Raw genomic sequence first — 17974 nt, forward strand, 5'->3', positions numbered from 1 at the left:
GGGGCAATTACATGAAACCGGTAGTTAGAGAACATATTCAGCAGCTCGACGTATCGCTTGGCGGGGGAATCGTCAGCGATAAGATTCGAGTCGAAACGATAGATAATCCGATTCTGATTATTGGACTTGGAGGTACAGGCATTGATGCGCTGCTGCGTTTGAAATACCAAATTAATCGCAGATTTAAGCTGCCGGAAGATCCTTTGTCCAAGAAGAAACGCGAAAAGCCGGACAATGTTGAATTTCTAGCTTTTGAGACGAATGAGCAGGACCGCAGCAAAAAATATAAAGGTATCGGTCTAGATCCGCTGAACGAATTTGTGCTGCTGTCCAATGCCGAGATTGGGGGCTTGCTCCAAAATCGCAGTATTCTGGAACCGTACATTACGGAGTGGCTGTCACCAGAGCTCAGTATTACGGACGGTATGAACGGTGCGGCAGGGGTGCGTCAGGCAGGGCGGCTGTTGCTATTCACGAAGATCAATCAGGTTGTGCAGGCAATAGACAAGAAGATCAAGACGTTATCCGTCGGCACCAACAAAAAGCTGATGGTGTTTCTGTTGTCGGGCTTGTCTGGCGGAACGGGAAGCGGCTGTTTCCTAGACATTTCATATATTGTACGCGGTATTATCGAGCGTGATCACGGTTCTGCAGGCATTGACCGTGTCAATACACTTGGTTATTTGTTCACGCCTGACGTGAACTTGTCCAACAAGAGCTTGAGTGAGCATACAAGAGAATATATCAAGAAGAACGGTTATGCTGCACTAAAAGAGTTGGATTACTGGATGAACGTGGACAGCCGTGGTGAAAGATTCCAGCAGAAATACGGCAATATTTTGACTGTTAATTCACCGCTGCCGCCATTTAACCTATGTCATCTCATCTCCGCAACCAACACGGAAGGTAAGCTGTTGGAAAGCGCGTACGATTATACGATGAACGTCACCGCTGAGAACATTACGAACTTTATGGCGAGTGAAGAGAAGCAATCAGGCGAGGAATTCGCCATTCATGACTATATAAGCAACATTCGTACCAACATCGCGCAGATGAACAAAGCGTATCCGGCTAATTACGAATACAACATTATCGGAGCTTCTTCTGCAGTACTGCCGATTGAAGAGATGACAACGTATCTCGGCTATCGCTTATTTAACAAGATGGAGAAAATGTTTGAAAAAGCACCAAGTCAGGAGGAAGTAGAGAAGTTTGCGCGTAAGCTTGGTGTGGACCTCGATTCGATGGTAAAGACATTCGAATCCCGAGTCCCAGAACCGCTCCCAGGGTATGAGAATAGTGAGCGTCTCAGTTATAACAATGTGGTTAAAATGCAGGTCGTAAATCTCGATACAGAGCTGGAGCAGAGCTTCTTAGCCAGGGCACGCGAAGAATACATCAAAGCGAAGAAGCAGCTGCCTGGCGAGATTGTGGGCCAATTCACAGATCAATTGCGTAGAATGTTCCTGCATCCGGAACAAGGGCCGTTTTATGTGTCACGTCTTATTTATACGGAGAAGGGCTTCTGTCTGCTAAAAATGCTGTTGTCTTACATTGAAACCTTGCGTGAGAACCTGCATCGTATTCCGCGTGAAATCGAAGCGGCGCAGGATCAGGCGAATGAGCGGTTGGGCGACGCAAAAAGTGCGTTTATATCGAAGGATAAAAAGAAAAATATGTATGTTGAAGCCAAGATCAACGAGTATTGGCTGCATGCTGATATTGAACGTACAGAGCAAATGATCGAGTTCTATGAGGATCTATATGAGCTGTTGAACGGTGAAAATAATCGAATTTATAACGTGTTTACAGAGATTCTGAACGCGCTGAATGGCATCTTCGAGAAGAATGGCGATATCTTAATTAACGGTGACGAACAGACCGACCATAAGGGCAATCACACGTATTATTGGAATCTGGTCAGTGTACCTGACATTTCTAAGGTAATCAGCAGCATTATGGAGCAAAAGGAAGTGGATGATCTGATCCGCGACTTCTCAATGGAGCTGTTGAACCACTCGAACCAGTGGATCAAGGAACAGGAGCTGGATATTGTAAGCTCGATCTCAGACTTCTTGTCAGAGAAGTTTGGCGATTTGATTACACAGTCAATGGAAGAATTTCTGATCATGAAGTTCGGTCACGAGGAATCGATCGACAAATTTGTGGAACGGAACATTGCGAGCAAATTGGATGAGGAGGCAGTGCCAGTATTCCATTTGAGTAACAGTTCTGGCAATCTGTACTTCCCGTCATGGGGATTCGTATCGGTGCCAGTGAAGGCGCCAAGCATTCTGAAAGGAATTCGTAATTATCAGAACAATGCAGTTGGCAAGTCCCACTTCACTGTAAAAGAAAGCGAAGTGAAGAACCGTATCTTCTGGCTGAATACACGAAACGGTGTACCACTCTTTGTCTATACGCCGTTGAAGGTATACGAGGAGAGTTACGAGCGGACGATTCTCGACAAGGAAGGCATTGGTCGCCATTTGGTACAGACCGATAAGATGAACTGGACTTATTTACCGTCCCCGATACCGGAGCAATCCTGGGGAGAGACATATATGAACACACGGGTGCAGAAGTACAATGCACGTGTTCGGAACGAATTCGACCAGGCTAAGACGCACAAGGTTATCGTGGAGAAGGGGATTGATCATAATACGAGCAATCGTTATGCAGTCATCTTTACGAAATCATTTGACATGACGCAAGTACTGCAAGGTTATGATCTTCAGCTGACAGCGGCCAAGCCAAATCTCGGTGAAGTGAAACGAGCCTATATCGAATTGAAGCGTTTGCTGACCGAAGGCCTGGAACAAGAAACAGCAAAGGATATTTTCGGAAGTATCAGTGAAGAACTGGCGAAGGAAAATCTAATTCGTTCGCCGGAGCTGATTAAGCGGACGCGCGAGGAACTGGCCAAGTACGCGGCGATCGCTGCTAAAGTGGCGGAATTCGAGCAGCTGCTAGGCCAATATCAGGATGAAGAGAAGTGGCAGGATCATTTCATCGAAGCATTGTATACGGGAACTATCGTCAAGAAGGGCGCTCTTTTTGTCTATGATCGTGATGAAGAGGAGGAGGCTTGGGAGCCGCTTGCGAATTTGATGCGTATTCGTGATTATGCGGAGTATGAAGTATACAGTCAGTTCCGTAAGCTTGACGACAAGAGTCGGGGGACGTTGTTGCGCAAGGCATCACGTCGCGATGCAGAACTGACCTCATCTGAGGACGTGTCTCCGCTGCTGATTAAGCTGGAGGAGATGTACGATACATTCAAGGATGCGCGTGACCGTCTGGAACATGAGAAGATCGAATTGGCCAACGGAGAAGAAGCATATCAGTTCTACAAGCAGTTAACCACGAAACTACATGCGATGATTAGAAAGTTGAAATAAGATGATACACAACAACCTAAGAAGGTTCGCATTCGATTATGCGAGTTCAGAAGAACGTCAGATCGATCAGGGAGACGATCAGAGCAGCATCCATTTTCCAACTGTATTCCTGTTTATAGGAACTAAAGTGTCAGATGCCATTGCACCTATCATTCAGATAAATGAGCGTAAATGGGATAACAATGCCGGCGTCATGTATGCACATGTGGTGTCTCGCGATTGGACAGCCGCTTCTGCGGATCTTAAACAGGGAACTTCCGGGATCTATTCCGGAAGTTCTGTCCCTTCTCATTCAGAAGACGATAGGGATGAAGCAGGGAAGGCTCACGAACAAAATAAGATGCAGACGCGCGTAACACGACTGGAGCTGCCTGTCCACACAACGGGAAAGAGCATGTCGCAGCGCAAGGATGTATACACCCAATTACATCAGGATGAAGGTCACTTGTTGGAATTGAATCGAATGCTGCGCCAAATCAGTTACAGCATAGCAGAGTACGGGCGGTTATATGCATCTTTTGATCGCATTCATGTGGCGGTCATAACCCGGGTGGATGATCCGCTGAACGTATTTGTGCCCGAAATATCTTTGCTCGCCAAAGATATTTTCAACCAATCGTTTAAGTCGGTACAGATGGACCTGTACGCCTTAATAAGCGAGAAAGAGCAGATGGAGTCATTTGGCTATGACAGTTCGCTCGGAGTGGCGTTTCTCCGAGAATTGGATTATATGCAGAGCTCTCAATATTCATTCCATGCACCCTTGCATGTGACAGAAGACGGCATCTCGATTCCGGTCGTCCACTCCGCTGCACCCTTGTTTGATCTGGCGTACCTGCTCTCAGACAAAAATGAACGAGGCATCTCGTCTACTCATGACCTGGAAGATAACTGTGAAATCATCTGCCATATGAGTCTGTTAAAAAATCGAAAGCTGACGGACGTCTCGCACGAGCAGCAAGGTGAGCGTTATAACAATACGTCTTTTAAAAATAACATCATGACGGAAGATGGCAGACAAGGTTATGTATCCGCAGGGTTCTCCAGAGTGAAACGTCCGAACGAGTCCATTGCGCTCACTGTAATGTATCAATTATACCGGGAACTCGTGGTGAGGATGAGCGACATACAGATGCGGAGCAGCATTGAGAAACTGGAAGTGCTTGGATTAACTCCGGCAGATGTGGCCAGTGTCACGGCGGGGATTGTGCCAGATGACCATGCCATTCAGGATATGAGCGGTATTATGACGCATGGGATAAGCTATTCTCAGCTAAAGCATATGACGCTGCGAGAAGCAGAACAGGCTTTGTTTGGTGATGGCTGTGAGGCTTACTTTCGGGATAACTTCATACGAGCTGCAGAGCTTCGTATGAGCCAGCACAGTGCGGCAGAACAGCTGCATCAGCACGTTCAGCAAACTTTGAGCAAGCATCCAGATATCAGCTTGTTTCAACTTTATGAGTGGACGAATGAAGCAAATGAAGCAGAGAGCATTTGGCGTGACTTCCATGGTCTGATTCGGGACAAATCCAAAGTGCTGGAGTCGGTTCGAGGAGAACTTGAACAAATGTATCAAGAAAGCGTAGACGAGCAGTCTTTTCAGCGCTTGCCGCTGATGGACAAACATAATGTGCGCAGCTTTATCCGCTGTTTCTTCGACAAAGTGTATCGCTATAAGCTTGAGATGCTCCGATTGGAAATGGAACTGGCATGGTACCGTGAATATGAAACGGCGCTTGGACAGCTCCATGCTGCATGTTCCCGTCAAGTCCGGGTAATGAAGCAAGTGGAACATGAGCTTCATCAAGCAGCACGGAGCATGATCAGAGAGGCTGATGATTATATTGGTCAGAACATTATAGAGTACTATCAACTCGTAACAGCTGCTGTTATGCAGGACATTGAAGCCAAGCGCGGAGAGGGGAGCTTCTTTGAGGATCGCTTTATGGGGAATTTCTCCCAGCTTGCGGAAGCAGGAGCGGAGGCGCTTACGGACAAGCTAATGGCGGTCTGTAAGCAGCATATTTTAACTGCGGCACCGTTCCATCAAACATTCGAAGAAGAATTGCTGCGACGCGCAAATGTTACCGTTGATTACAGCAACCGCGAAGTATTGTCAAAGGATGAATTGTTTAAAAAGCTGTATCGAACATTGGAAGAGCATGCGGTTATTCATATTCGTTTATTGGATTATACGCATGAGCACCGATATGAAGAAAAATACTTTTTTGGCGACCGTTCAAGTGAATTTATTCGGTATGCGCTTAGTACGGACGAAACGTCGCGTATATATAAGCTGGGTTGTGTGCATGAGAGACGCAGTAGTGGTGTAGAGAAGTTAAACCTGATGGGCGGTTTCCATGTAGAGGATATGATGTATTACCGCAACGGCAAAGTGTATTACGACAGTTACGCCCAAAACGGATACGAGTTCCACGGCATTAACCCGGACCTTTTGCCGGATATCCGCTGATCGTGTTTGCTGATAGGCTTCGCTCGATGCGAGGCCTACGGTGCGTCATGTTCCTATTTCATGTGAGAGGATGCAATCAATATGCAGCGTAAAGTGAATATGCTGATGGTGCTGTTTAGCTTGATCGGAGGACTGATCGGCTTTACGGTCGGCGAATGGCTGTTGCACAGTCTGCTTGGAGAATGGCCGAGGGTTATTGTAGTGGGACTATATTTTGGGACAGTCGCTTTCTTTATTGGCTTGTTCTGTCTGATCGCAGAGATGATATCGCCGCGTTTGAGCGGGGCGTCCTGGCGTCAACGCTATGTCGGGAATTCATGGAAGTTCCTTGTGCCAGCCACGTTAGTTATGCTCTTTGTGGCAGGACTTGCGCTGGAGTTTGTCCATCAGCTGGACTTGGGAGGGGCTAGGCCCGTTAAAGATATCACACTTGTCATCGACAATTCCGGCAGCATGCGGGATACGGACCCTGATAATGATCGATACAAGGCAGCCAAGCAGATGATCGGGGAAATGGACAGTGACAAAAAGGTAGCGGTCATTGTATTTAATGATAAAGCCGACCTGCTTCAACCTTACATTCAAGTGAAAGATCAAGCAGCTAAAGAAAGTATATACAATAAGATCGATGCGCTTAAACCGACGGAAGGCGGTACGGATATTGGCTTGTCACTGTCCGAAGCGATGAAGCATATCAAAGATAACGATACGGCAGGTCGCGGCACAATGGTTGTGCTGCTTTCGGACGGTTTTAGCGAGATGAACACTGGCGAAGCGCTGGCGGAATACCAACGACAGGGGATCGCCGTTCATACGATTGGCCTGAGTCTAGTAGATGCAAAGGGTGCCGGCTTGCTGCAAGATATCGCCAACCAGTCAGGCGGTCAGTACTATGATGTGTCAAAGGCTGACGAGCTGTCCTTTGTATTTGAGCAAATTTATAACAAGATTGGCGAGCGTACGTTGATTACGGAGCGCACCGGGCCGCTAAAAGATAGTGGGTATTATACGGCGCTTCGAGTTGCAGCGCTGGTACTTATTGGGGCGGCGCTAGGGCTTGCACTTGGACTTGTGTTTGACAATCGCCACCTGGCGAGAAGTTTTGCCATTGGAGGTGCATTTGCAGGCTTGATGTCCGGCATATTGCTGGAGGTGGGCTTAACTGGGCAGCCATTTAACGATGCCGTAATTAGACTGTTAGCCGATCTGATATTGGCGTGTGTCATCACGTTGTTTACCCTGGTTGTGCCAGTACAGGAGAACCAGCGGCTGCGTGAAGGCCGTCAACGTCCAGGATCAACTGGGCGTACCGGTGGCAGCTTTGCCGCTCGTCAGCAGGAAAGCCGCAATAAAGGGTTCTAAACGTGAGAGCCAAGTGCGGAGGAGGCAAGAAGTGATGCAGTATATCCAAGCGGATACGGCAACTCCAGTCATCAAGGGGATCACCCACAGTGTTGATAATGATCGCAGCACGATACGCTGGTTATGGCCCGAAGGTGTTCAAGTCGTATACATTCATAAGGCTAACGCAGATGAACAGCTACAATTACAGCCAGCCCCGGCCAGTCTGAAGTTGTACACAAAGGATGAATATAAAGCAAACAATGGCTATTATGACCGGATAGAGGGTTTTGGCCGAATCGTATATACGATATTTGCCTGTGTGATGACGGGTGGTACAGCGCAGCTCGTTCTACAGGCAGACGGTTCTAATCGTGTTGTCATGAGTACGGGTAAAGCTAAAATCTACTTCTCGATTCGTCAAAAAAGCACGTTGTTCAAAAAACTCAAATCGGTTCACATTCAGGTGACGGCGGAAGTTCCTATTGCAAAGGAAGTATTGTGTTATGTGAAGAAGCAAGGGGCTTACCCGGCGAATAAAGAAGACGGAACCGTGTATCCATTTGTTGCGCCGTTTGCCCCAGGCAAAAACGTGCTGCCAATCATCGAGATTGGCAAGGATGACTATATTCGGTTATTTTTTACCGACGGACGCTTATACGGGCAATTATACGAATTGATACCGGAATAAGGAGGGTTCACTATGGGTATTTTTGATTTGTTTAAAAAGAAACCACAGACGGCGCCCAAGCCGCTCTATTACGATATTGTCTGTCCTTACTGTTTTAGTAAATTTACTCCCGAAGAGGTCGTGTTCCGTGCAGCACATCACCGCGAGGATGATGAGAATTATGCGTTGCAGGAAGATGAGAAGCTAAATAAATATCGGGAGCGCTTCGGGTTGGACACCGTGTATGACATGGAGGCTGTGCTGGATCCGCATGATATTCCAGAGGAGCATCATTTGTACTCGGATCATGTGCTGATCGGTCTGAATGATCGTTACGGTGTTGTGACCAGAAGCCGATTATGCCCGAACTGCCACAATGAGCTGCCTGTTACAGCAGGAAAAGTGCCAAGCAACATTATATCGATCATTGGTGCTTCCCAAGTCGGTAAATCGGTGTATATGACGTCGCTTATTCATACGCTGCAGCATATGACAGCCGATCATTTTGACGCCGCATGTATGCCGCTCAATGCCGAGATTAGTCGTAAATTTCGCACGATGTACGAGGAGCCTCTGTTCGAACGGGGAGACTTGCTTGCTTCCACACAAAAAGAGAAGATGCAGGAACCGTTTATTTTCCAATTTGTATTTAAGGATGAGACGAAGCCGCCGCTTACACTGGTGTTCTTTGACGTCGCAGGCGAGGGTATGGTGGATCAAGATTACTTGGGCTTGCACGGCCAGCACATTAAGAACTCTGCTGGTATTCTGTTTATGGTGGACCCACTTCAGATTCGATCCATTCGAGAGAAGATTCGCATTAAATACGGCGATACATCGGATAATTGGGTTCCGCAATATGATGAGCCGCGTGATGTGGTGCTGACGATGTTTGGTGACTTCATCGCATATGAGGCGAAGAACAAGACAGATATCCCCACTGCAGTTGTGCTGACAAAGAGTGATATGCTGCATTCCTTAAAGGATGAGGATGGCGAGTATATTAAGTCTAACAGCAACATTTTTAACAACGTTGTGCACCGCAAATATATGGATGTCGCTGAATTCGAAAATATAGACGGTGAAATCCGTCGATTTATTGAAAAGGTAGATCGCCCATTTAAAGGCACGATGGACGTTTATTTCTCGAACACGGCCTACTTTGCGGTATCTGCGCTTGGCAGCAATCCTGTTGATCAAAAGCTTCAAGGGGTAGTTAGTCCGGTACGGGTAGATGAGCCCTTTATTTGGCTGTTGTATAAGCTGAATTACATTGAAGGGAGAGAAGAACGTTGACGTTATCCGATCCCAGCAAGATTCAGCAGCAGATGTATACGAGAGAACGGCGCGGTATCTTTCGCTCCACGGAAGGGTACGATACGATTGCTAAATCCAAGGGACTAGATCCGAATTGGATTAAAAAAGCGCTGCACCCGTTCTGTGTATACGATGCTCCCGCAGAATTGTCTGCACGAGGGGAGAAGGAAGATACGGCCTATCCGAAGGCGATGCATTTGTTTCACAATGATACAGGACAGATGGTGCTCGGGCGCAGCGTCTATCGTTCAACTGACTTTACCGGCCTGCGCAGCACCTTCTTTACACACAACTATGTAATTCCGGCAGACCGCATCGCGGACATCGTCAACAAGTCCCATTCTTGGCTGGACGTGCTTTACATAGATAGCTACGATATTGAGCAAGGAATGGAACTTGCAGAACTGGATACCTTGCCAACAGCGGAGCAACGCGGAGGAGCACCCTCTGATCCCATTGCGTGGTTGGAAAGCATCGGTATTGGCGAAAAACTGTTTAAGCAGCTGTTATTTGCGGTTATGTCGTCTGTTGCTTCGAAACGTAAAGTATATGTGGCGCTCGATGTGCCAATTGAGCTGGTAGCAGAGACAGCATGTCGATTACTCGGCGTACTTTATACCTGTTTGCCGTATGCATTCCGTCAAACGCTTGGCTTTATAACCTATGCGAAGGAACCGCAAAGCCGTAAAGGTATTCACCTGACTTTTGTCGAGAAAGGCAGTCTTAGACCAAACGATCGAAATACAGATAAGGACTACACGTTTGATCTCGCATCGCAGCGGGTAACTAATGCGGATGTGGATTTCAGCAAGCAGCCTTACTTGGACCTGGCGTGGACCAATTTGACGCAGCTTGATCGAGCAGAAGATTTCTATCAGTTTGCAGGTCAGATGCTGGCAGATATGGATGCCGTTCGTCATACAGCAATTACGAGCTACCATGAACTCGCTGTATTTTATCAGGTTGAAGCGGGCAACGAATCACTATACGATGTCAACAAAAATGCAGTGCTGCGTGCGATGCTAGAATATTTGACGCCTGTAGGAGCCATAACGGGCAAAAAGCGGCTTAACGAGCTGTTTATGTCGCGTTTCACACGGGAATTCGAGCTTGTCAAGCAGCGCCAAATCCCGGAATTGCAGCTGGTTAAATGTTTGAAAGAGTATGCAGAACTGCCAGACACAGATGTGGATAAACAGTTGGTCGCTTACATGATAGGCGCGATCCATAATGCGCAGTTGGACAAACGCAAAGACCGGTCGGAGGCATTTTACACATTAGTTGGAAGCCAGCCGTCCTTAAGTCGCGCATTTTTTGATACCGTATTAAATTTGGGTAAAGCAAGCGAATTGTTTGAGCCGTATATCCAGCAGCAATTTCTCACAGCTATAAAAGCTGAGGATGTCGTGCAGTTGGCGTACCAGTGGTCGTCTACACATCCGCAGACGCTCAAAAATGCTTTTTTTGTGGAGCTGGCGGAAAAGCAGTTAGTGAGCAAGCTGCGCACAGAATCTGATGCTGTGGCAGCTGTCAACGCGACACATGATTTGATCGATGAGCTGCTGGAGCGTAATCGTGATTACGGGAACGGTACTCTAATGCAGAAGCTGTCTTATTCGGCAGACCTTTTCCTGTTGACGGAGCTGAATCTGGAGCAGGTTCGGAAAGAGCAGCTGCTGAAAATCGGATTTTTACAATATCCGGATGAAGTAAAGTCTTGGGCAGCTCGATTTAACCAACAGGTTCAAAGTAAAGCAGCCATTATGCTGGCAGCTTATCAATGGTTTGTTGAGCAGGACCCGGACGAAACCGTGTTTGATGATCTTACCTTATCTGAGTTGGATCAGGTACAAAAGCTGGGACGCAACTGGCTGCAGCGGGATATCATACCGGACCAGTTCGGCAGATTGGTGCTGGCCTTCTACTGTGAAGCACCAAGCGGCACGGTCGATTACGGAGCACTGCTTCATTATTTGCAGCTGAACTCACCGGATAAAGAGACGCTGTATCAATTTATGAGATGGTCGGAGACTCAAATGAATTTTGTCCGCTCACGCAAGCTTGTACCTGCATACGCGGCTGCAATCGTATCTTACTTTAAGAAGCATGATCGTGATGCTTTTAAGAACAGAGCTAATCGTAAGGCTTATTTTGAACAGGCAGGAACTGCACTTAAGCCTGTTTATGAAAAAGCGAGAATGGAGCTGTCGTCCCCGCTCGTAAAGTTCTTCAAGCGAAACAAGAAAGTAAGTCTGATGCTTGTTACGATGTTAGTAGTTGTTGGGGGTACGCTGCTGGGACTGCAAGCTGCGGGGGTATTTGAGCCGCCGGCCCCTGTAGCAGTGGAGCAGCCGTCGGAAGGGAAGAAATCGGAGACAGATACTTTACCACAGACAGGAAAAGAGCATAAGCCTCTCGTATTTGCCGAACTCGTTACGGATAAAGTCGAAGGTGTAGATAAGGTGACAACACAACTCGTATTTGAAGTAGCAACAGAAGCTGAATGTGCTGCATTTGATACAAAACGAATACAGGTTACCTTTAATGACGGGAAGCAGATCGAATATAAGGATCGGAAGGCGCTCTCGACCTGCAAGGCGAATGCCGAAGATCAGCTAGGCTCTGCCCTGCCAGATAAGGAAGCAGTGAGTCAAGGTGAAGATAAACAAGGTTCAACTGATTCTGCCACAGGTGATGATTCAGCCGCGGGGTCCGGTAATACTGGAACAAAGCCAGCAGATACGAGTGCTGATGGGAAAGAGAAGGACAGCAAAGATGAAGCGAAATTATCAGAAAATGCTGGAAAGAATGCTGCCGCTGGAGAAACTGCAGGTGCATTACCCTATCGTATAACGGTAAAACTGGGCGAACAGATCAGCACCTCGGACATCCGTGAAGTGGCTGTAGGCACTACTATTTTTCCTTTTATCGTAAAATAAAATGAGCAAGCGGTGAGAAGGGGGCAGAAATGCCCCTTTTTTTGTGTTTATAACCTAAGAGGAAGCTTCAGTCTTTGCTTAAAAGGTGATCAAAGGGTCAGCGTTGTTTCGGTAACGATTGCGAATCTAAAAAAGGGGCTGCCACTTGAAGATCTGGAATGACGTAGTGGTCAGGCACACGCTCAATGATCACATTCCAGACGAGGGATTCGACCATAATCCCGTCTGTAGAGGGTGGGGGCAAAAATAGATTGCTGTACAAGCTGCCCGGCACTTGCATACTAATAGCACCTCCTACGTGTAAATGTATGAAGTCGTATTTTCGTGTTAACCAAGCTGAAGGGTTATTTTTTATGCATTACCTGCTCATACATTCGCATCATATTTCTATTATATTGATCAATGGACCAATGCTTCTGACTGAATAGGCGAGCTTTAGCGCCAAGCTTACGTCTTTTTTCCTTAGATTGCAGCAGTTCGTTTAGCAGTGTTGACAAGGCGTGCTCATTATCTTTAGGAACGACAAGACCTGTCAATCGATGCTCAACCATTTCAGACAGTCCTCCTGCAGTGGACACGATAACGGCATTTCCTGCAAGCTGTGCTTCAATGACTGACAAAGGCTGATTATCTTGGAGACTGGGCTGCACATAGATATCTGTCATTGCCATAAAGCTTGGCACATCTGCACGTGCACCCCAGAATGTGATATCTTCCTGAAGATCACAGGCTGCTGCAAACCGTATATATTCCTCACGCTTAGGGCCATCGCCGACAATCCAGCATATCCAATCATTGCGCTGTGTTTTCAACTTAGCCAAGGCCCGAATAAGTACTTCAATTCCTTTTAAATGGACGAGTCGTCCTGCGAAAGTAATTACTTTCTTACGAGGAGGACGACTGATGTCGTTCCGTGTATTTAAAAGTTTTGTGTATTTGGCCGTATCAATACCATAGGGAAAAACGGATATGCGATGAGCGGCAACGCCGTAATCGTCAACAAACCGTTTTTTAAGCCATTTGGAAGAAGATGCAGCATGAGAAGCGGACTGCAGGCCTTGATGCTCGATCCTACGATAATACTGTAAGATAGGCTTCATATCACGGTCAGCCGCCTTATTGGTCTCCATTAATAGCTGGATTTCCCCCGGCAAGTAGCCATGGGGATTGACGATTAACGGCAGCTGCGCTGGCTTGACTCGTGCGAATGCACGTGCGGAAATTACATCATGCGTATGGATCAGATCGTATTGTTCCAGCCTGAGGCTTAAGGCGACACATTCCAGTGTATATCGATCGATCTCGGTATTATAGATGACGGGTACAGCCACTAAGTCAGTTTGTCGAAGATGGGATTCGATTAGCGGCAAATACAAAGATTTATGAAATTTAAGCTGGCGATTAACGAGATGATAGTATTCAGGATTGTTGCCCAAAATATCAACTTGATGACCCTGCCGAATTAAGTCTTGTGCCAGTCTTTCCATTAAAGGCCAGACACCGCCCAAGTGCGGAAGCTCCCAATAAGTAGCTAACAATATTTTCATCACCATCACGATCCCATCCATATCAGGATATTGCAGTATATGGCATATCTTCATAAAGCGTATAGGTGATTTTTCTGAGGGAGATCTGTCATGCGGCCCACATTCCCCCCAGGAATATCAGTGTTAAAAGCTTCATGTGAGAGGAGATAGGCGCATACCCTTGCCTAAAATCAAGCTGCTGCATATGTTAACACGATAGTTGTCGGCTTGATAGTGAAGGGAGAAGGCGATGGGCGTATACTATTCAACTACATTTAATAACCCGGAAACACAAGAAGGCCCAGTAGTCAAAGTGTTAGATCTGCATATTACGAACCAGCATCACCGCGCAGCCAACGTGCTGATTCGACTTATATGTAATGGCGTAGTTGTAGCAGAGCACTTAAACAGGCTAAAAGCTAAAAATAACTCGGCATCCGCATTTAAAATTCAGGAGATGCGTTTACAGCCGGGTGCATTTGGAATACAAATATTCACAACTACAACAGGGCATCATCCGCTCGTTATCCAAGCTGCATTCAAGGATGGTCAGCGTTCTGTCATTCGAACAATCGGAATGGAGATGTTTACAGAAGTAGATATAGTGTGAAAAGACGCCGATTATTGAAAAAAGCTCGATCACAGGTAGGGAATCGTTACGAATATACGAGACTCTGGATTGAGGAGTCATGGTTAAGACGGACGCATGGTCGGTTACCCGAACAAACGTCCGTCTGTTTTGTTATGGCTCAACGTGCAGCGGGAGCTGTGCCAGCATTTTGGTAAATTGCTTCAGGTAGAGGTCAGGTGAAAAGTGAGTGCGGATATGAGCGACACCAGCATCTCTTATCGAGGCACGTAAACGCTGATCGGTCATCAGCCTCATTCCCCCCTGGACAGCTTGCTGAATATTGCCATGTCGATAATACATGCCAGTCTGATTGTGTATAATAAATGCGCGTACACCATCCGAGTCGGTACTTAAGACGGGGCAGCGGCAGCACATAGCTTCCGCGACGGCGTAGCCGAATCCTTCCAGAATGGATGTTGATAGAAGCAGTCCCCCTGAATCACCGACCATTGAAAAATAGGTCATCATATCTGCATGAGGCACATTGTTGCGGATGGTCAGCTTGTTGCGAAGTCCAAGCTTGTCAATCATCGGCTCGAATTGTTTGCGCTCTTCCTCTATATATATGTTTGGATCTGCAAACATCCATAGCTGCAAAGCAGGAATTAATTTAGTTAGACTGCTGCCAATTTCGAGAAAATGTTTCCAATTTTTATTTTTCTCCAGACGCCCTACCCAAGCAAGAACAGGATAAGGGAGTGGAGCGCGAGCTTGATAATGGAATGTAGAAGCATTAATAACATTGGGAAATGAAAAGCGGGGCAGCCATGGACAGTGATGTTCAAACATCTCAATTAGATGAGAAGTAGCAGGCAGCAGCACACCGTTTGCATAGTCGCGTAGGAAGGGCAGTGCCTCTAGCATAGTTTGTTCTGCAGTGGAATGCATACCTAAGCCCTGTGCTTCAAAAATAAGCGGGCCTCTATATCCTAACGTTCGAATTCGCCTCAGCATCAAGTAGTCGGATGAGACGAATATAGCTGTATATTGATGCTCATCAAGTAGTGCTTGAATCTGTTCGTCAAGATTGGTTATTAAAGTGGGGATGTTGTTAACATTGTTTTGAATGCCTGCACCGTGTTGAGTATACAGCAAATGGCCTTGTATACCGCCTTGAAGCAGCGTGTGACATCGCAGCCGATTTAAGGTTTCAAGTCCACCACTTGGCACATAAAAAGTAAACAACACTTTCATTTTCCTTGCCGCCTCATTTCAAGTGAAGTAATCAAGCACTTGTTGTCGCTCAGCATGGCGGTTGTACGCTCTCGTTGTTAGCACTGTATGTATAGAGGCATGGATTGGTGTGGGTGAAACATTGTGTTTACCTTCATCCGAACAACGTTGCTAGGTACGGGAATCAGGCAGAATCAGGCAGAACCGGATCGGTGCTGCCTGATTGGTTATTTTCAATCTTCGGGGCAATCTATACGAGTACCTCGCAGCATATTAATGCTTTTTATAAGGTCCAACGGATTAACAGTCCAGCTTGTGATAATCCACCGCCGAAGCCGTAGAGCAGCATCAGCTTACCCGCTGCTAATCTTCCGTCTCGAATGCCTTCTTCTATTGCGAGCGGGATGCTTGCCGCTGATGTATTCCCGTAACGTTGCACACTTGTTAGGGTATGATCCATTTTAATGCCGGTTCTGTCACAGAGGCTCTCAATCATCCGCAAGTTGGCACTATGCGGGACAAAGATATCCAAGTCGCTCGCAGTCAGATTAACCTTATTTAACAGGTTATGAATATGGGCAGGAATTTGCTGCAGCGCCCACTTGTATACTTCCCGTCCGTTTTGATGCAGCTTGCCGTCCTCTGCAAGTTCAAGGCCATTAAGCTTGCAGCTTACAGCTGTGCGGTATAACGTGCCGCTAAGATCACCATCTGTCACGGAGCTTGCGGCGAGACAAGAAGCTGGAGACTGTGGATCAGACTCTAAGATAACGGCACCTGCACCGTCACCAAATAGGATGCACGTTGAACGATCAGAATAATCAACCGTCTTTGTAAGAACTTCGGTGCCAATAACGATTACTTTTTTGTTCATGCCTGAATCAATAAGTCCTATCGCCATCTGCATTGCACTGACAAAGCCTGCACATGCATTGGATATATCTAACGCTAAGCAATCAGGCAGTTTTAGGCGAGCTTGCACAATTGCGGCTGTACTTGGAAAAAATGTATCTGGCGTCGTAGTGGCCACCAGAATGGCATCGACACCTTGTAGACAGGATGGATAGCGATCAGTCATACGCATAACTGCTTCAAAGGCCAGATCACTGGCATATTGATGTTCAGCAGCTTTTCTTCGTTCCTTCATTCCAGTTCGTTGTACGATCCATTCATCGTTAGTATCTAAAAAAGAGGCAAAGTAGTCATTTGTCAGTACCTCTTCGGGTGTATATGCGGCAAATGCAGTAATGCGTGCTGTCGTATTTAATTGGACTGTAGGCATGCGTTGCCCTCCTTATAGATAATTAAATTATTATTTAGAACTAGATATTAGTACTAGGTACTAAATATAATACAAATCATACCATGACCTGTCAATACAATATGACATGAGCTGTTATACATTACTTGTAAGATGACTAAAGAGAACCCCGTTTAAGTTCGTTCGTATTGCACTTTACCAAACCATGACTACTAAGAAAATTAGCTGCAAAGCAGGGAGTAAGGTATCAGGATAAGTTCGGTACGGAGGACGCACCATACTGAATGTCAACATCACGATCTCATCAAACCACTAACTGCTCATAGGAGGCACGTACATGCAAATGAGAAAAGCTTTGCTCGCGGTGACAGCGGCAGTAGTCATGATGACAGGGTTAACAGGGTGCTTTGGCAACAAGGATATGACGGCAAAGGGCATACGTACCAATTCAGTACGTTATGACGGTCACAATGGAATTAACCCTTATAATGATGCCAATTATAACACCGGGCGTAATAACGTAAACAATGGTTACCGAGGCGGCTACAATACGTATGGAACTGATTATGATATGGGGCGTAATACGTATGATGCCAACAATTACAACCGATACGGGACCAACATGGGGCGTAACTACAACGCCAATGGCAACACCAACGGCAATAGCCACGGTTTTAAACGTATGCAGTCAAGCCAGAAGATTGCCGACAAAATCAATGCTATTCCAGGAGTCAAGACGGCCAACGTGTTTGTAACCGATAACAATGCCTATGTAGCTGTAACAACAGACTCGAATTCGCATATGAATCAAGGAACTAACAAAGTGCATCCTTATAGCTTGGATAAAACGTATACACGCTCTACGAATCATGCCAAGACAGCAATTCTTAACGACGATTTAAAATCAATAATCGGCAAGGAAGTTAAAAAGATGGCGCCTGAATGTAACAACGTATACGTGTCTGCCGACGCTAACTTTGTTGATCGTATGAACCAATACGCCACTTATGCGAAGCAAGGTCATCCGCTCCATGGCTTAAATGTCGAGTTTCAAGAGCTTGTTGGGCGTATATTCCCAACCAACGAAGCACCTAACCATACTCGAAACATGGCTCCAGGTATGAGATAACCACTTTCAATGTAAAATGGGCTCAAACACTCCGTGCCGACAAGCTGCCGCAGCTTGCAAAGCGGGTGCGCGCAGCCCATTTTTTTATTCGATCGCACCAAGTGTAATCG

General features: G+C 46.5%; 12 protein-coding genes. 8 read left to right on the forward strand and 4 right to left on the reverse strand.

The genetic code is table 11. From position 1 onward, the window contains the following. Positions 1-11: 11 nt before the first annotated feature. The 6 genes from QP775_RS22680 to QP775_RS22705 all read left to right on the forward strand — a co-directional run bounded on the left by QP775_RS22680 (position 12) and on the right by QP775_RS22705 (position 12144). Entirely contained in the window at positions 12-3401 is a 3390-nt protein-coding gene (locus QP775_RS22680) for a tubulin-like doman-containing protein (protein ID WP_285109063.1), read from the forward strand. Positions 3402-3405: 4 nt separating this feature from the next. Beyond that, positions 3406-5877, forward strand: a complete 2472-nt coding sequence (locus QP775_RS22685) for an FtsZ/tubulin family protein (protein ID WP_285109146.1) — start codon at positions 3406-3408, stop codon at positions 5875-5877. A gap of 81 nt (positions 5878-5958) precedes the next feature. Next, a complete protein-coding gene (locus QP775_RS22690) occupies positions 5959-7239 on the forward strand; it encodes a vWA domain-containing protein (protein WP_239332527.1) in 1281 nt (426 codons plus the stop codon). Positions 7240-7273: 34 nt separating this feature from the next. Next, positions 7274-7909, forward strand: a complete 636-nt coding sequence (locus QP775_RS22695) for a beta-mannanase (RefSeq protein WP_285109147.1) — start codon at positions 7274-7276, stop codon at positions 7907-7909. Positions 7910-7921: 12 nt separating this feature from the next. After that, entirely contained in the window at positions 7922-9184 is a 1263-nt protein-coding gene (locus QP775_RS22700; RefSeq protein ID WP_239332531.1) for a TRAFAC clade GTPase domain-containing protein, read from the forward strand. Next, positions 9181-12144 carry a GAP1-N2 domain-containing protein gene (locus QP775_RS22705; RefSeq protein ID WP_285109064.1) on the forward strand — a complete coding sequence of 988 codons (2964 nt, stop codon included), beginning with the start codon at positions 9181-9183 and terminating at the stop codon, positions 12142-12144. The genes QP775_RS22700 and QP775_RS22705 overlap by 4 nt, the downstream gene beginning before the upstream one ends. A gap of 97 nt (positions 12145-12241) precedes the next feature. Here the strand turns inward: QP775_RS22705 and QP775_RS22710 are convergent, their stop codons facing one another. Then, positions 12242-12424, reverse strand: coding sequence for a hypothetical protein (locus QP775_RS22710; RefSeq protein ID WP_285109065.1), 183 nt, complete (start codon positions 12422-12424; stop codon positions 12242-12244). Between the two features lie 64 nt (positions 12425-12488). Beyond that, on the reverse strand, positions 12489-13745 hold the full coding sequence (locus QP775_RS22715; protein WP_285109066.1) for a glycosyltransferase family 4 protein: 1257 nt from the start codon (positions 13743-13745) through the stop codon (positions 12489-12491). A gap of 175 nt (positions 13746-13920) precedes the next feature. On the opposite strand from QP775_RS22715, the gene QP775_RS22720 reads away from it, so the two are divergent. Beyond that, the gene (locus QP775_RS22720) at positions 13921-14280 is read left to right on the forward strand and encodes a hypothetical protein (protein ID WP_239332539.1); all 360 of its coding nucleotides are present in this window, start codon (positions 13921-13923) and stop codon (positions 14278-14280) included. 132 nt (positions 14281-14412) lie between these two features. On the opposite strand, the gene QP775_RS22725 is transcribed toward QP775_RS22720, so the two are convergent. Further along, positions 14413-15495 carry a glycosyltransferase family 4 protein gene (locus QP775_RS22725; protein ID WP_239332541.1) on the reverse strand — a complete coding sequence of 361 codons (1083 nt, stop codon included), beginning with the start codon at positions 15493-15495 and terminating at the stop codon, positions 14413-14415. 262 nt (positions 15496-15757) lie between these two features. Beyond that, positions 15758-16756, reverse strand: a complete 999-nt coding sequence (locus tag QP775_RS22730; RefSeq protein WP_285109067.1) for a ketoacyl-ACP synthase III — start codon at positions 16754-16756, stop codon at positions 15758-15760. A gap of 316 nt (positions 16757-17072) precedes the next feature. Between QP775_RS22730 and QP775_RS22735 the strand changes: the two genes are divergently transcribed. Then, the gene (locus tag QP775_RS22735; RefSeq protein ID WP_285109068.1) at positions 17073-17864 is read left to right on the forward strand and encodes a YhcN/YlaJ family sporulation lipoprotein; all 792 of its coding nucleotides are present in this window, start codon (positions 17073-17075) and stop codon (positions 17862-17864) included. Positions 17865-17974 lie beyond the last annotated feature (110 nt).

The sequence above is a fragment of the Paenibacillus sp. UMB4589-SE434 genome (assembly GCF_030226685.1).
Taxonomy (GTDB): Bacteria; Bacillota; Bacilli; order Paenibacillales; family Paenibacillaceae; genus Paenibacillus_B.

Coding starts and splice junctions, on each gene's coding strand:
- QP775_RS22720 (WP_239332539.1), top strand. CDS start 13,921: ATGGGCGTATACTATTCAACTACATTTAATAACCCGGAAACACAAGAA.
- QP775_RS22680 (WP_285109063.1), top strand. CDS start 12: ATGAAACCGGTAGTTAGAGAACATATTCAGCAGCTCGACGTATCGCTT.
- QP775_RS22700 (WP_239332531.1), top strand. CDS start 7,922: ATGGGTATTTTTGATTTGTTTAAAAAGAAACCACAGACGGCGCCCAAG.
- QP775_RS22710 (WP_285109065.1), bottom strand. CDS start 12,424: ATGCAAGTGCCGGGCAGCTTGTACAGCAATCTATTTTTGCCCCCACCC.
- QP775_RS22730 (WP_285109067.1), bottom strand. CDS start 16,756: ATGCCTACAGTCCAATTAAATACGACAGCACGCATTACTGCATTTGCC.
- QP775_RS22690 (WP_239332527.1), top strand. CDS start 5,959: ATGCAGCGTAAAGTGAATATGCTGATGGTGCTGTTTAGCTTGATCGGA.
- QP775_RS22725 (WP_239332541.1), bottom strand. CDS start 15,495: ATGAAAGTGTTGTTTACTTTTTATGTGCCAAGTGGTGGACTTGAAACC.
- QP775_RS22695 (WP_285109147.1), top strand. CDS start 7,274: ATGCAGTATATCCAAGCGGATACGGCAACTCCAGTCATCAAGGGGATC.
- QP775_RS22735 (WP_285109068.1), top strand. CDS start 17,073: ATGCAAATGAGAAAAGCTTTGCTCGCGGTGACAGCGGCAGTAGTCATG.
- QP775_RS22715 (WP_285109066.1), bottom strand. CDS start 13,745: ATGAAGATATGCCATATACTGCAATATCCTGATATGGATGGGATCGTG.